At 49.2% G+C, this 13,332-nt stretch carries 16 protein-coding genes; 7 read left to right on the top strand and 9 right to left on the bottom strand.

All coding sequences use genetic code 11. The features are described from left to right. A partial coding sequence (locus tag HMPREF1141_RS17625) for a hypothetical protein (protein WP_207636036.1) occupies positions 1–266 on the top strand: 266 nt, incomplete at its 5' end. A gap of 31 nt (positions 267–297) precedes the next feature. Continuing rightward, positions 298–564, top strand: a complete 267-nt coding sequence (locus HMPREF1141_RS08430; RefSeq protein ID WP_155863559.1) for a hypothetical protein — start codon at positions 298–300, stop codon at positions 562–564. A 54-nt stretch (positions 565–618) separates the two neighbouring features. Here HMPREF1141_RS08430 and HMPREF1141_RS08425 read toward each other — a convergent pair whose 3' ends face one another. Continuing rightward, positions 619–1,074, bottom strand: a complete 456-nt coding sequence (locus tag HMPREF1141_RS08425) for a phage holin family protein (protein ID WP_009063148.1) — start codon at positions 1,072–1,074, stop codon at positions 619–621. 21 nt (positions 1,075–1,095) lie between these two features. Further along, a complete protein-coding gene (locus tag HMPREF1141_RS08420) occupies positions 1,096–2,001 on the bottom strand; it encodes a glycoside hydrolase family 25 protein (protein WP_009063083.1) in 906 nt (301 codons plus the stop codon). Between the two features lie 377 nt (positions 2,002–2,378). On the opposite strand from HMPREF1141_RS08420, the gene HMPREF1141_RS08415 reads away from it, so the two are divergent. The 4 genes from HMPREF1141_RS08415 (at position 2,379) to HMPREF1141_RS08400 (ending at position 5,765) form a co-directional block, all read left to right on the top strand. Beyond that, entirely contained in the window at positions 2,379–3,317 is a 939-nt protein-coding gene (locus tag HMPREF1141_RS08415; RefSeq protein WP_009063037.1) for an AEC family transporter, read from the top strand. Positions 3,318–3,516: 199 nt separating this feature from the next. Then, a complete protein-coding gene (locus HMPREF1141_RS08410) occupies positions 3,517–4,248 on the top strand; it encodes a TraX family protein (protein WP_009063013.1) in 732 nt (243 codons plus the stop codon). Between the two features lie 140 nt (positions 4,249–4,388). Next, complete coding sequence (locus HMPREF1141_RS08405) at positions 4,389–5,057, top strand: redox-sensing transcriptional repressor Rex (protein WP_009063031.1); 669 nt, start codon at positions 4,389–4,391, stop codon at positions 5,055–5,057. Between the two features lie 246 nt (positions 5,058–5,303). After that, positions 5,304–5,765, top strand: coding sequence for a GNAT family N-acetyltransferase (locus HMPREF1141_RS08400; RefSeq protein WP_009062989.1), 462 nt, complete (start codon positions 5,304–5,306; stop codon positions 5,763–5,765). Between the two features lie 274 nt (positions 5,766–6,039). Here the strand turns inward: HMPREF1141_RS08400 and HMPREF1141_RS08395 are convergent, their stop codons facing one another. The 6 genes from HMPREF1141_RS08395 to HMPREF1141_RS08370 form a co-directional block, all read right to left on the bottom strand. After that, positions 6,040–6,348 (bottom strand): carboxymuconolactone decarboxylase family protein, encoded by a 309-nt coding sequence (locus tag HMPREF1141_RS08395; RefSeq protein ID WP_035316819.1) that lies wholly within the window; start codon positions 6,346–6,348, stop codon positions 6,040–6,042. A 112-nt stretch (positions 6,349–6,460) separates the two neighbouring features. Continuing rightward, positions 6,461–7,219, bottom strand: coding sequence for an RNA polymerase sigma factor (locus tag HMPREF1141_RS08390; protein ID WP_009063021.1), 759 nt, complete (start codon positions 7,217–7,219; stop codon positions 6,461–6,463). Between the two features lie 248 nt (positions 7,220–7,467). Continuing rightward, entirely contained in the window at positions 7,468–8,157 is a 690-nt protein-coding gene (locus HMPREF1141_RS08385; RefSeq protein WP_009063010.1) for a GntR family transcriptional regulator, read from the bottom strand. Positions 8,158–8,276: 119 nt separating this feature from the next. Beyond that, positions 8,277–9,893, bottom strand: a complete 1,617-nt coding sequence (locus HMPREF1141_RS08380) for a CTP synthase (RefSeq protein ID WP_009062900.1) — start codon at positions 9,891–9,893, stop codon at positions 8,277–8,279. A 345-nt stretch (positions 9,894–10,238) separates the two neighbouring features. Beyond that, positions 10,239–10,562 (bottom strand): thioredoxin, encoded by a 324-nt coding sequence (gene trxA, locus HMPREF1141_RS08375; RefSeq protein ID WP_009063071.1) that lies wholly within the window; start codon positions 10,560–10,562, stop codon positions 10,239–10,241. Between the two features lie 87 nt (positions 10,563–10,649). After that, positions 10,650–11,420, bottom strand: a complete 771-nt coding sequence (locus tag HMPREF1141_RS08370; protein ID WP_051044291.1) for a peptidylprolyl isomerase — start codon at positions 11,418–11,420, stop codon at positions 10,650–10,652. A 195-nt stretch (positions 11,421–11,615) separates the two neighbouring features. On the opposite strand from HMPREF1141_RS08370, the gene HMPREF1141_RS08365 reads away from it, so the two are divergent. After that, on the top strand, positions 11,616–12,545 hold the full coding sequence (locus HMPREF1141_RS08365) for a S1 RNA-binding domain-containing protein (protein WP_009062864.1): 930 nt from the start codon (positions 11,616–11,618) through the stop codon (positions 12,543–12,545). 51 nt (positions 12,546–12,596) lie between these two features. On the opposite strand, the gene HMPREF1141_RS08360 is transcribed toward HMPREF1141_RS08365, so the two are convergent. Beyond that, positions 12,597–13,247 carry a hypothetical protein gene (locus tag HMPREF1141_RS08360; protein WP_009062985.1) on the bottom strand — a complete coding sequence of 217 codons (651 nt, stop codon included), beginning with the start codon at positions 13,245–13,247 and terminating at the stop codon, positions 12,597–12,599. Positions 13,248–13,332: the final 85 nt, after the last annotated feature.

Raw genomic sequence — 13,332 nt, 5'->3', positions numbered from 1 at the left:
TGAGGGAGTTCCAAGGGGGAGAGAATCGAAACTCTCCCCTTTGGCGAATCTTTGCTTACTTTCTTTTCGCAAAGAAAGGAAGTGCCCGCCCCGGCACGAGGGGCATGCCCGCGCAAGCGGAAACTCACGCGGGGAAACCCGTTGAAAACTTGCTCTTTTATACCAAAAATAAAAAAAGGTTTTATCCCGGCATAAGGGCAACCCCTCCGCCAATAGAAACCTTCGCGGAGGTTCTCTGTAAAAATTGTTTTTCTCACTTATTGTGAAGAACGAAGCTTCAAAAGGATATTTGTTAAAATGTCACAGGCACCAGCATTGGCCTGCCAATCAATGGAGGAATTTGTTTTGTTCGGTCTGAAGAAAAAATTGTTCGGAAGTCAAATTGAAATCAACTGCGATTATTGCAGCCACAATACAGGAACCGAAGAGGAGCCCAAGTGTTCCAAAGGCCTGACGATCAAGGAGGATGGCTCCTGCCGCCGCTTTGCTTATGATCCGCTGATGCGCACCCCGCGCGCGCTGCCCCCCTTGCGGGAATACGACATGGATGATTTTACATTGTAAATGAAAGCGCCTTTCTCCGCAGTAGATGGGAGGAAGGCGCTTTCTGTTGTTCCTTTATTCTTTTGGCTGCGTATCGTCCCGCTGCTCTTCAACGCATTTCTGGATTCCCTGCAGAATCCGTGTTAAAAAGGGTGGAAGCGCAACGCCGGCCGCCTGAATATTTTCCAGGATACTCAGCAGCTCGTTTACCGTCAGCCAGACAGCGACCAGAGAGGCCACCGCAAAGCGGACCGGAACAGGTTCCAATCCGGTCTGACTGCCCGCATACATCAGCAGGTAATCAATCGCGACCCCTACGCCCACCAGAGCCCACATGAGGATCTTTTTAATGATCCCCCGGATGCTTCGGTAGGAGCTGACCGCTTCTTTTCGGTAAATAGAAGCCATAATCCCTGTAATATAGTCGGCCAGACTGGAAAGGACCAAAAGATAAACGGGAACCGCGAGGATTCCAAGCCGGGCGGAAAGCACCGCAAACATGGCAGCCAGACCGGCTTTGATTTTGTCCATATTTTCGCCCCCAGACACCGCTTACAAAACATTGAAATTGCAGTTGGCGGTTTCTTCCTTTGATCGTACCTGAATGTGCGCGTGGCGCACCGGCGGCTTCAGTGCCGTAACATCGATCAGCCACCCGCGCCCCTTTGCATCCAGACGCGGCTCCGAAGCCTGGATGACATCCCGGCCCGTTACAGTTACTTCCGGTTTTTCTTTGCATCTGGCCAGAACAGTGTAAATTTCACCCGGGGACATATCCTTGCTTCTGGTATCAAGAGAAAGAGGGGAATCTGTCTGTACCGGAGGTGCGGTCGCCGGAAAATTATTAAAGCCTCCCCTGCGTATGATTTCGGGATAATCCTTAAAGGAAAGGTTTAAATCAACATCTCCCGTTCCATTTTTTACACCGGGCACACGCCCCGTATTGCTGTGCTGCCAAATAGATGCGGGGAATTCATTCGACATTTGCGTATGATATTGAGCCAGCCACAGATCAAACTGTTTGATTCGGCTCCAGTCCAGATGATTTCGCAAAACGTTCAGATTTGCGTAGACTGCCACGTAATACCCGGCCTGCTGCACTTGATTGCACCAGGTCGTTACAATATCCGTCAGTTGATCTCGCGGAAGTCTCAGAATAGTATCCTGTTCCACATCCAAAGCCACAGGGTATTCCATTTTGCAGCCCCGGACCACATTGAGAAAAAACGCGGCTTCTTTTGCCGCTTCTTCTGTTGTAACGGCATGCAGCCAGTGATAGACGCCGGTATGCAGCCCGGCCACCGCGGCCTTTGTCAGGTTTTCACTCATGCTTTGATCTGCCAGTGTGTGTCCTTCGCTGGATTTTATCATGGCAAAGTCGTACCCGGCTTCTTTTACAAGCAGCCAGTCAACCTTACCTGTCCCATTGTAGACATCGATTCCTTTTCTGGTAGACATGATAACGCTCCTTTCCCTACCATAAGATGCAAAAAAGGGGAAACTTGCTCTTGTTTATGCAAGTAATCCCCCACTTATTTATATTTTGATTGCAGAATTCTTCGTTCGCTCTCCCTTTGGGAAAATCAGATGGTTTTTATGGATTTGTCCGAAAGCAGAAGTTCCCACGGCAGAGATTGCATGATATTTTTTTGCCATAGGCCCCGTTAGGTATAGCCATTTGTTATAAAATATACTATAATTGAAAAAATTGCATTGATTTCTCCCGCCGAATACAGAGGGCAAATCGCCGCGCTGATGACAGTTCCGGTAAAAACCACTGGAGAAAGTATTTGTTTTCCCCGCGCCCTTGTTCTGGAAAGGATACAACGACCTGAATGGATAATTTAATCTTATCTGCAGAGGTAATCGCTCCTCTTTGCACTTTAATGGCTCTTGGCTACTTTGTAAAAATGAAAAAAATGATCGGCGACCAAACGGTAGACCAGCTGAATAATCTGGTTTTCCGTATTTTTCTGCCGACCATGCTGTTTTACAATATCTATCAAACACACCTGAGCGGTATGGTGCGTCCGCGTCTGATGATTTACGGCTTTATCGCGATGTTGTGCATGTATTTTTTATCGATCCTGATCGTTCTGCTGACGCTGAAGGACAACCGCCAGCGGGGCGCTGTGGCGCAGGCTTCGTTCCGCAGCAATTTCGTCATTTTCGGCCTGCCGGTCACCGCTTCGCTGTTCGGCCCGGAGAAAGCCGGAATCACAGCTCTTTTGATCTCTTTGATCGTGCCGATGTACAATTTTCTCTCTGTGATTCTGCTGGAAGTGTTCCGCGGCCAGAAAATCCAGATTGGTTCGATCGCAAAAAAGATCGTTACAAATCCGCTCATCATCGGCGCGGTATTGGGTCTGAGCTGCCTGTTTTTCGGTATCCGCCTGCCGAATGTGGCGGAGAAAATCGTCGGCGATATTGCTGGTTCGGCCACTCCTCTGGCTTTGATCGGTCTGGGCGCTTCCTTCTCATTCGCCGACACTCGGGTTTACCGCAAGCCGCTGATAATCGGTGTATTCAACAGACTGATTCTCGCCCCCCTGCTTTTTCTTTCCGTCGCCGTCGCGTTGGGCTTCCGCAATGAAGAGCTGGCGGCACTGATGGGTATGCTGGGTGCTCCCGCGGCGGTGTCATCTTACACGATGGCGCAGCAGATGGGCTCTGACGGCAAGCTCGCGGGTCAGCTGGTGGTTTACACCTCCATCTGTTCCATTGTGACCATGTTTCTTTTGATTTTCGGTCTGAAACAGCTTGGAGTGATGTAATATTCACAGTTTTTTCCAATTTTGGGCATAGACGTATAAATATCGTCTAATTGAACGATAAAAATTTATCGATCTCGCGTTTGATTCTTTGAAAGGCATTGACAAGCTTTTCGTTTTACTTCATAATAAGTTTCACTTGTTTTTAGTTTCTCTGCACGAACAGAGACCCTCATCCCAACAGAAGGGAAAGACAAGCCGATTGAAAAAGAACGCTTATCGTGGTTTTACCGCGCATTCCCTGAAGCTGATCGCAGCCGCCGCCATGCTGGCGGACCATTTTGCATGGCTGTTTTTGGGAACCTATAGTGCGCCCGGCCAGCTTCTCCACGTGATCGGGCGAACCACAATTCCAATCATGTGCTTTTTCATCGCGCAGGGATATTACCAGACCCGCAGCCGTACCAGATATGCGGCGAGGCTGGCTGTCTTCGCGGTGATTTCTCAGATACCCTATCACTATTTTATGACGGGAAACCTGAATGTCCTGTCTGCCCCTGTTCGCCTGAACGTGCTGTTCACACTCCTGTTCGCTCTTCTCTCTCTTTCGATTCTGGACAGGATGCGGTATCAGCCTTTCTGGTGGCTGGGCTTGATGCTTCTGATGCTGCTGGCTTCCTTTGGCGACTGGTCAGTCTTTGCGGTAATCTTTACGATGATCTTCGCAGCAAACCGGCTTAATCCAAAGCGTCAGATGTTTGTGTTCACGGGAGCTGCCGCGGCCACCGCCGGTTTTTTGGCCTGGAGCAATTCTCTGCTCAGCGACGCGCCGCCGTGGGGCGGATTCTTCCAGTTCGGGCTTCTTCTGGCTGTTCCCCTGCTGCTCCGCTACAATGGGCAGCGCGGCACTTCCCCTGCGGGCAAATGGTTTTTTTACGTGTTTTACCCCTTGCACCTGATTGTTTTGACAGTGATTCATCAATTTGTTATCTAAGTGTACTAATCTTTCATAAAACGGGCGAAAAAAGAGCTTTCTCCCCCGCCGTAGGCGGGGGAGAAACTGAAAGTTTCTTTCTACTGTTTTGTGGGCAATCTGTATCAAAGGAATACTTAAAATTATTGGAGGTGGACTGAATGTCTAAACGGGAAAACGTTTCCATGTCCGTGATCCGGCGGCTCCCGCGTTATTACCGCTTTCTAACGCATCTGAAAAAAATGGGGATGACCCGTATCTCTTCCAAAGAGCTGTCTGAGAAAATGGGTCTGACTGCTTCTCAAATCCGCCAGGATTTAAACTGCTTTGGCGGATTCGGACAGCAGGGCTACGGCTACATTGTCGATCAGCTGCAGCGGGAAATCGGGGGAATTCTCGGGCTTTCGAACTCTTACAAGGCCATTTTGATCGGTGCCGGCAACCTGGGACAGGCTCTGGCGCTACATATGGCCTTTACCACGCAGGGATTCCAGCTGGTGGGAATCTTCGACAACTCGCCATCAAAAATCGGCACCGAGATCAACGGCATTACGGTAACCGACACACAGCGCCTGAAAGAATTCTGCGAGGCGGAGCAGCCGGCCATGGCGATCCTCTGCATCCCGCGGGAAAGCGCCGAAAAGCTCTCTGAACAGCTGTACAGCCTCGGCATCCGCAGCTTTTGGAATTTCAGTCATTTTGACATTTCGATGAAGTACCCGGACGCCGTAGTGGAAAACGTCCATTTGAACGACAGCCTGATGACGCTGTGCTACCGCATTTCCGATCATCAGGAGGAAAAAGACGCTTCGGATGATACTGCTGTTTAAGAATAAGGCGGAATAAAGAAATCAGGGTGAACAGCTTCGGCCGTTCACCTTTCTTTTTTAGCTTGGAACTTAAGGATGTATCCCGGCTCCATGTGATATCCATGCAAATCACATGGCGACCGGTCAAAGAAAATCAACCTCTGCTTTACGATGGCGCTCCGCCATATAAAATATTGATGCAAGCATATCCGCATGCTTGCTATGTGTGTATTCCATATTGATATTGTTCATAGAGAGGTGGCCGTTATGATAACAAAAAACATACTGCCCGGCGAAGTATATCAGTTAGCGGAATGTTTAAAAGCTCTTGCAGAATACCACAATCAGGTTTCCGCCCATCATTCGGGATTCTACCCGGGGCGCCCTATCGAGGATACGCTGGAGCTGTTTCGGGAAGTTCTGAACAGCAAAACGTCGATGATCTCTGCGATAGAAGAATCAGACGGAATCGTTGGATTTTGTAAGATCGATATACACGGAGAAAAAGGAAAGCTTGATTACCTGATTGTCAAAGAGGAATACCGCGGCAGGGGCTATGGGGCGCTGCTGATGGATTGGGCAATGAAAGCCTTTCGTGAATACGGCGCGAAGCATGTGGAAGTAAAAATAATTGATGGGAATGCCGCAGCGCAGAGATTATATGAAAAGTATGGTTTTGTTATGAACGCGCATATTTTATGGCGCATTCTTTCCAACGATCAATCATAATGATATTTTGCGCGGTTATGGGATGAATACGAACAAAGAATGACGGGATACAGATCGCTTCACCGCTCTTGCTGCAATTTCCTTTTGAAACCTGCTCCTGACACGGCGTTTTTCTTTTTGCAGAGCAAATCGGAACGCAGATAATCTTTTATACAAAAACAGCATCCTTTCTTTGCCTGATAATGGTCGAAGAAAGGATGCTGTTTTTCTGTATCGTTTTTTGACAATGGGTGAATTTTCCGGATGACCCGTTTCGCTGAATTTTACGTGATATCTATTTTTCCATCATCTCAGTCAAATAGGGCAAAGCATCTGCAACCTGTATGCCGACAATTGGCATAGATACCAGCATGGCGCTTTTGATCTCATCTTTACTTGCGCCGAGTTCTGTTGCGCGGTGAATATGAAATGGCAGTCCTCCATACATCTTTGTCGACACAAGAACAGCAATATATGCTAATTCATGCGTCTTTTTATCAAGAGCGCTTTTCTCCGACATTTGAAAGATAGCATCCATAAATGCCTGACCCACACCGTTTGTTTCTGTCATAAACAATTCAAAACCGTTTGTTACTTTTTCCATGATGATTTCATCCTTTCTTTTGTGCATTGTTTTAAAACAACTACCTATAAAGACAAAATCAAAATGCAAAAAATACGGTTTGAATAAAAAATAATAAATTATTAGGATTACTTCACATCAGCATGGTCAAAACACTTTGATACCATTCATCAGGCGGCTTTTGTTCCGGCATATGACGATACAAGTACATGACTCTTTTTCTGACACTTTCATCATAAGTATAGTTTTTCTGTTCAAAATCTAATCTGTCAATCAGTTTTTTCGCCTTGCTCTGCAGGTTGGAACGGTTCAGAGAAAATGCGATCCACGCTTTACAGGAACAAGGGTTCTTTTCATAAATGATACTGCAGTGATCGGCGAAAAAAGAATCGATATTCATTCTGGCCCGGTATAACAGTCCTTTTGCCGCACCCTTGGAGATGTCCAGTATTCCGGCGACATGCTCGATCGGAAGCCCGTACATGTCCACTAGAGAAAATGCGATACGCTGATGTAGCGTCAGCTTTCTTACCATCGCCAAAAAACACCCGTTTTGCAAGCTCCTGATTTCTTCCTCAACGATCACTTCATCCTCTGGCTGCGGTGTTGCATTGATCAGCAGAACGCCTTCCCTCTCCAGCTTTTCCCATTCGACTGGTTCCATTAAATATTTCTTCGGGTCCCTTTTGGCCCTGTTAACGAATTCATGGAAACAGATTGTTCTTAACCAGCTTGCCAATGCCTGTTCATTTTCCAGGGTATCCAGCTTTTGCATTGCTTTTAAAAAAGTGTCCTGCGTTACATCAAGTGCATCCTCAGGATGACAGGTCAATTTGAGAGCATAGTTGAAAATATACTGATAATAGTTTTGATACACATCACATAGATTCATTTTGTATCCTCGTAAGAAGCACGATTTATATGCTCATTTTTATCAATGCTGCGATATTTGCTGTAGATATTTTAGCACAGCAAACCACCATCGTAAAGCAGATGCTGATTTTCTATAACAGGCAGGGAAACTCTCTGTAATCAGACGGAATCGCTGGATTTTGTAAGATCGATATACACGGATAAACTCCACATGAAAAAACAGCATCCTTTCTTTGCCCGGTAAAGGCAAAGGAAAGGATGCCGTTTTTATTCCTTCCCATCTCGGTGGGAAGCACGTAATTTATCAAGAATCGCCTTTTCCGGCGGATGCTCCGGGTACAGGAAGTTGCGGACGCGCTGCTGGCAGTCCGTATCGCCGCAGTAATAGAGGACGTCGCCCTCGCAGAGAACCGCGTAGGGCCCGGGAGAAACCATCATCATCTCTCCCCTGCGGATCCCCAGAATCGTTGCGGTCGTATAATGCCAGAAATTAATATCGGAAATCGAAAGATTCAAATACGGTGTTTTGGATGTGATTTCAATTTCAAACGGGATAAAGGGGTTGAATGCCTGAAAGCGTTCTGTTCTGTCCAATATTTCAGAAATGGACTCCGCCATGTGCTCGGCCTCTTTGCGCTGCCGATCCAGGCTGTCCATAATATTCTTTTTCAGGTCGTACATGGACTTAATATCCATAAACTGCTGAACGAAACGGACCGCGTTATCGTAAGAGAGAATCACGACTCCGCTCCCTTTTACCACCGAAACGATCTCGAGATCAGACAAAACGGCAATTGCACGGCGAGCCGTTTCGGGCGAAACACTGTACTGGCTGGCCAGTGCAGACCGGGCATACAGCCTGTCGCCCACCTGGTACCTGCGCTCAACGATCTTTGCGGCAATATCCGCCGCAATCTGTTGATATACGGGAGCAGATACCTTGATTTTATGCTCCATGAAATTCTAACCCTTTCGTATTATCATCAATTCACTTTACAATATGACCTCATGTGAGTTCAACGACTTCTTCCCCCGCCTGCGGCGGGGGAAGAAGTCGTTCATTGTCTCAAGTGATACTATTCAACCGAAGCTTCTCTTTTATATTCCTTGGCAGCGCCGACAAAACCGCGGAACAACGGATGCGGGCGGTTCGGACGGGACTTAAACTCCGGATGGAACTGTGCGCCCATAAACCACGGGTGATTCGGAAGCTCCATCATTTCAACAATCCGGTTGTCGGGGGATCTGCCGCAGAATACGACTCCGGCCGCCTCCAGGCGATCGCGGTAATCATTGTTCACCTCATAACGATGGCGGTGGCGCTCCGAAATCAGCGGCTGCTCATCGTACAGTTCAGATGCCTTGCTGCCAACCAGCAGCTTGCAGGGATATTTGCCAAGGCGCATGGTTCCGCCCAACTGAACCACATCCTTCTGCTCGGGCATCAGATCGATGACCGGGTTGCTGGTCTGGGGATCGAACTCAGCAGAATTCGCGTCCTCCAGGCCAAGGACATGGCGGCTGTATTCCACAATCGCCATCTGCATGCCAAGACAAATACCCAAAAACGGTACTTTGCGCTCACGCGCATACCGAATCGCGGTGATCTTGCCCTCGATCCCGCGCTGGCCAAAGCCGCCGGGTACCAGAATGCCCTGCACTCCCTCGAGAACCTCCGCCACATTTTCGGACGTGATCAGCTCGGAATCGACCCAGCGGATATCCACCTTGACGTGATTGCCGATGCCACCGTGGGTCAGCGCTTCGGCCACGCTCAGGTAGGCGTCGTGCAGATCCACATATTTGCCCACCATGGCAATCGTGACGGTTTCCGTCAGCGCCATGGCGGTGTTGACCATTTTGATCCATTCCGTCAAATCCGCGCCGTGGGTATCCAGACCAAAGTGCTTGCAGACAATATCATCCAGCCGCTCTTCTTTCAAAGCCAGCGGCACGGAATACAACAGCGGAAGATCCAGATTCTGGATCACGCAGTTTTCTTTTACATTACAGAACAGGGCAATCTTCTTCTTCTGATCCTCACCGACCGGCAGTTCGGAACGGAGAACAATAATATCAGGCTGAATTCCGATGGAAAGCAGCTCTTTTACGCTGTGCTGAGTAGGCTTTGTTTTCTGCTCGTGAGACGCGGCCAGATACGGCACCAGCGTCACGTGGATAAACAGGCAGTTATTGCGGCCGATCTCTGTCGCAAACTGACGGATCGCCTCTAAAAACGGCTGGCTCTCAATGTCGCCCACCGTGCCGCCGACCTCAATGATCGCTACATCCACATTCTCTTTGCCGGCCGTGATGCGGCTCTTGATTTCATTTGTAATATGCGGGATCACCTGTACGGTTGCTCCGCCGTAATCGCCGTTGCGCTCTTTCTGAAGAACATTCCAGTACACACGGCCCGAGGTCACGTTGCTGTTCTGCGTCAGGTTTTCATCGATAAAACGCTCGTAATGTCCCAGATCCAAATCGGTCTCTGCACCGTCATCGGTTACAAATACCTCGCCGTGCTGAAACGGGTTCATCGTACCTGGGTCAACATTCAAATACGGGTCAAACTTCTGCATGGTCACACGCAGTCCGCGCGACTTCAGCAAACGCCCCAAAGATGCTGCAGTAATTCCTTTTCCCAGGCCAGACACTACACCGCCGGTCACAAATACAAATTTCGCTGCCATAATTTCCTCCTACCAGCAATTGCCCTTTTAAAAAATAAATTCCCCACCAAACTGCTGGGGAACACAAATTACCGCATTTTATTATATCGCCTATCCCAGCGGGTGTCAATCGGGATAGGCGATATTTTGTCGGATTCGTAAGGAGTTCCAAAGATAAGAGAAAAAACAACACTTTTTTCCCGGAACAATCAATCCATTGCACCTGCAAAATGGATTTTTCACATCACAATTTGCAAAAACAGATGGAACGGCGTACGAAAAATCTTTTTCAAAATCACAAGAAGACGCTAAGCCGCGAATGATTTTGATTTTCCAAAAGGGAACTTACCTCAATCAGCAGGGATATTATGATTCAAGTGACTGCCGGATCTGCTCTTCAAAATGCTTCTGCGGCTTTACTCCCACCTCTGTCCACTGCTTCTGGCCGTCCTTGAACAGAATGATGGTGGGGATGCTCATGATGCCGTAGCGGCGGGCCAGCTCCTGGTTATCGTCAACGTCTACCTTGAGAACGGTCAGGCTGTCTTCAAAGGTTTTCGCGAGCTCTTCCACAATCGGGGCCACCATGCGGCAGGGGCCGCACCAGCTGGCCCAAAAGTCGACGAGCACCAGCGGATTTTCAGTGATCAGCTGATCAAAATTTTCTTCGGTTGCATGAATCAGTTCCATTGTTATGATCTCCTTTTCTGTGATCCTAAGAGCGTGTCGGCAAACTCCGGAACGGTTTATTCTCGATCTGCACACACGCTTCAGAAATTAGCCCTGGTATTTTTCCAGAGTGATCTTTGTAATTGTCACGTCGGCAGTGGGCTTGTTGCTGCCGTCGACCTCTACCGCTGCGATCTTGTCTACCACATCCATGCCCTCAAATACCTGAGCGAACACGGTGTGGCCCTTCTTGGTGGTGCTGTAAGCGCCGTCGAGCGTGGGATTGCCGCCGTTTTCCGTATACAGCTTTTTGTAGGTATCCGAAATCTTGCTCATATCCACTAAGCTGACTTCACCGTACTGGGCAATAAATGCATCGGAATCCTTCTTGTACAAATCGTAAATCTGCTGATAATACTCCCAGCCCGAAAACGAAGAGGCCGGGGCCTGATTGATAAAGAACTGGCTGCCGTTGGTATTGGGGCCGGAATTCGCCATCGACACCGCGCCGCGGAGATTGATCAGCGATTCGCTGAATTCATCCTCAAACGGCGCGCCGGATGCGCTTGCACCGCCGGTGCCCGTCGCGGTGGGATCGCCGCCCTGAATCATAAAATTATCAATAACCCGGTGAAAGGTAATTCCGTCATAATACTCCTTTTGCACCAACTGCTTAAAGTTACCTACCGCTTTCGGCGCAGCCTCCGGGAAGAAACGAAGCTTCATCTCACCCATGCTGGTTTCCATCACAGCGATTTCCTCGCCGGCCGCGGGCTTGTCCAGCTGATAACCGAGCTCTTTTTTTTGCTGGCCGCCACAGGCCGTTAAAAGCAGCAGCAGGGAAAAACCAACCAGCGCCGCGCGGATTCTTTTGCGCATCAAACCACCATCCTTTTTTCGATCAATTTGGTAATATTTTAGTCTATTTCATGAAAATATGCAAGCTTTCCCAGCAGAAATCGATGCCATATGATGCACGCCGGGGGGCCTGAATCGGCGGAACATTTTGATTTCTGTATTAGGCGCGCGGTTTTTTGCATATAGATGTTCTGACCGGAAAAAGGAGGTAAAAGAATGGGCCTGAATACTTATAAACCCGAGGGCTGGAAGATTGATACGCCGGAGAACCGGGCTGCCATGGCAAGCATGACCGCCCTGATGGACGCATGCCGGGATGAAAAAATACTGGAGGGCCGGGCGCTAGTTTGTGACAGCTTCCACAATTTGCTGGTGGATTTGGGCTGCATGAAAGGATTGATTCCCCGGGAAGAGGGCGCTCTGGGCATTCGGGAGGGCACCACCCGGGATATTGCCATCATTTCCCGCGTGAACCGGCCTGTCTGCTTTATCATAACCGGATTTCAGAAGGATGATGCGGGCAATCCGATTGCTGTGCTCTCGCGCAGGGCGGCGCAGGAAAAATGCCGGAGAGAGTACATAGAGAAGCTGCGCCCCGGCGACGTGACGGACGCCCGGGTCACACATCTGGAAACGTTCGGCGCTTTTGCGGACATTGGCTGCGGGATCATCTCGCTGCTGCCGATCGACGCGATTTCCGTTTCGCGCATCGACCACCCCAGAGAGCGGTTTACCGTGGGGATGGATGTTCGCACCATCATCAAATCGATTGAAGGGGACCGCATTACCCTTACCCAAAAGGAGCTGCTCGGCACCTGGGAAGAAAACGTCGCCCTGTTCCACACGGGCGAAACCGTGGCGGGGATCATCCGCTCCACCGAACCCTATGGAATCTTCGTCGAGCTGGCGCCGAATCTGGCCGGGCTGGCCGAAATCAAAGAGGGCGTACTGCCGGGGCAGCAGGCCAGCGTTTACATTAAAAGCATTTTGCCCTCGCGCATGAAAATCAAACTTGTCATTATCGATACCTTTGATTATTCTTACCGCCCGATTCCGCCAAAATACTTTTTTAAGGGAGATCACATGGATCGCTTTGTCTATTCGCCGGAATGCAGCGATAAGCAAATCATAACGGAGTTTCTATAATAACAGAAATGGCCCGCGAAGCAGTAACACAAACTGCTTCGCGGGCCTTTTTTAGTCTTCTTTTGACTCGAGCTTTAGAATATGAGAATCGATAATCTGGCGGAAGGTCTGGTTGCTGCCGCGATTGCCATGCTCATCCTTGTAATGCAGCGGGCGGTAATGCGGGGTCAGCGTCTGCTGCTTTAAAAACTGCAGGGCTTCTTTGCGGCTGCGCGCGTGTTCAATCACGCCCGCCATTTTTACGGCGTACATCGCGTCATATGGCTCCAGACGATAGGCTTCGGCAAAATTGGTGAGAGCGGCCTCGTGCTTCCCCAGATTTTCCTGTGCCTGCGCCAGAATCACATACATCTCCGCGCGGCTTTTGGCCCATCGGCTGATGGTGACGCCGTCCTGGATCATCGTCCCGTAAGAAAGGCGGTCCCATCCCGAGGTTTCCAGATACTGCTGGGCATATTTGGCCGTCAGCTCGTCATTTCCGCCCAGCCAGCTGCACGCGGTGGCGGCAATATAAAGCTGCTGCGGCGTTTTTGGAGTGCCACAAAGAGAAATCACCTTGCTCAGACGTTCATGATCATTTTGGAGCTTTGCATACAAACGCTGCGCCTCTTCCTCTTCTGTATAATTGACAGGGATCGAGGCCCCGATTAATCGGAATAAAGCTGCCGCTAAATCCGGGCGGCTATTGGCTGCGGATTCCATTGACAACACCCACTTTCACTTCTATGAATGCCTCTATTATATCATAAATTCCGATACAAGCCAGCAAAAGATTCGCCCGGTTCTC

It is taken from the genome of Clostridium sp. MSTE9, assembly GCF_000277625.1.
Lineage (GTDB): Bacteria > Bacillota > Clostridia > Oscillospirales > Acutalibacteraceae > Faecalispora > Faecalispora jeddahensis.
Note: the sequence above shows the minus strand (reverse complement) of the source record. Positions and strands in the feature narration are given on the sequence as shown.

What these genes read in the sequence shown, in the direction of transcription:
- HMPREF1141_RS08430 (WP_155863559.1), top strand. Translation starts at nt 298, where the DNA reads ATGTCACAGGCACCAGCATTGGCCTGCCAATCAATGGAGGAATTTGTT.
- HMPREF1141_RS08425 (WP_009063148.1), bottom strand. Translation starts at nt 1,074, where the DNA reads ATGGACAAAATCAAAGCCGGTCTGGCTGCCATGTTTGCGGTGCTTTCC.
- HMPREF1141_RS08420 (WP_009063083.1), bottom strand. Translation starts at nt 2,001, where the DNA reads ATGTCTACCAGAAAAGGAATCGATGTCTACAATGGGACAGGTAAGGTT.
- HMPREF1141_RS08415 (WP_009063037.1), top strand. Translation starts at nt 2,379, where the DNA reads ATGGATAATTTAATCTTATCTGCAGAGGTAATCGCTCCTCTTTGCACT.
- HMPREF1141_RS08405 (WP_009063031.1), top strand. Translation starts at nt 4,389, where the DNA reads ATGTCTAAACGGGAAAACGTTTCCATGTCCGTGATCCGGCGGCTCCCG.
- HMPREF1141_RS08400 (WP_009062989.1), top strand. Translation starts at nt 5,304, where the DNA reads ATGATAACAAAAAACATACTGCCCGGCGAAGTATATCAGTTAGCGGAA.
- HMPREF1141_RS08395 (WP_035316819.1), bottom strand. Translation starts at nt 6,348, where the DNA reads ATGGAAAAAGTAACAAACGGTTTTGAATTGTTTATGACAGAAACAAAC.
- HMPREF1141_RS08390 (WP_009063021.1), bottom strand. Translation starts at nt 7,219, where the DNA reads ATGAATCTATGTGATGTGTATCAAAACTATTATCAGTATATTTTCAAC.
- HMPREF1141_RS08385 (WP_009063010.1), bottom strand. Translation starts at nt 8,157, where the DNA reads ATGGAGCATAAAATCAAGGTATCTGCTCCCGTATATCAACAGATTGCG.
- HMPREF1141_RS08380 (WP_009062900.1), bottom strand. Translation starts at nt 9,893, where the DNA reads ATGGCAGCGAAATTTGTATTTGTGACCGGCGGTGTAGTGTCTGGCCTG.
- trxA (WP_009063071.1), bottom strand. Translation starts at nt 10,562, where the DNA reads ATGGAACTGATTCATGCAACCGAAGAAAATTTTGATCAGCTGATCACT.
- HMPREF1141_RS08370 (WP_051044291.1), bottom strand. Translation starts at nt 11,420, where the DNA reads ATGCGCAAAAGAATCCGCGCGGCGCTGGTTGGTTTTTCCCTGCTGCTG.
- HMPREF1141_RS08365 (WP_009062864.1), top strand. Translation starts at nt 11,616, where the DNA reads ATGGGCCTGAATACTTATAAACCCGAGGGCTGGAAGATTGATACGCCG.
- HMPREF1141_RS08360 (WP_009062985.1), bottom strand. Translation starts at nt 13,247, where the DNA reads ATGGAATCCGCAGCCAATAGCCGCCCGGATTTAGCGGCAGCTTTATTC.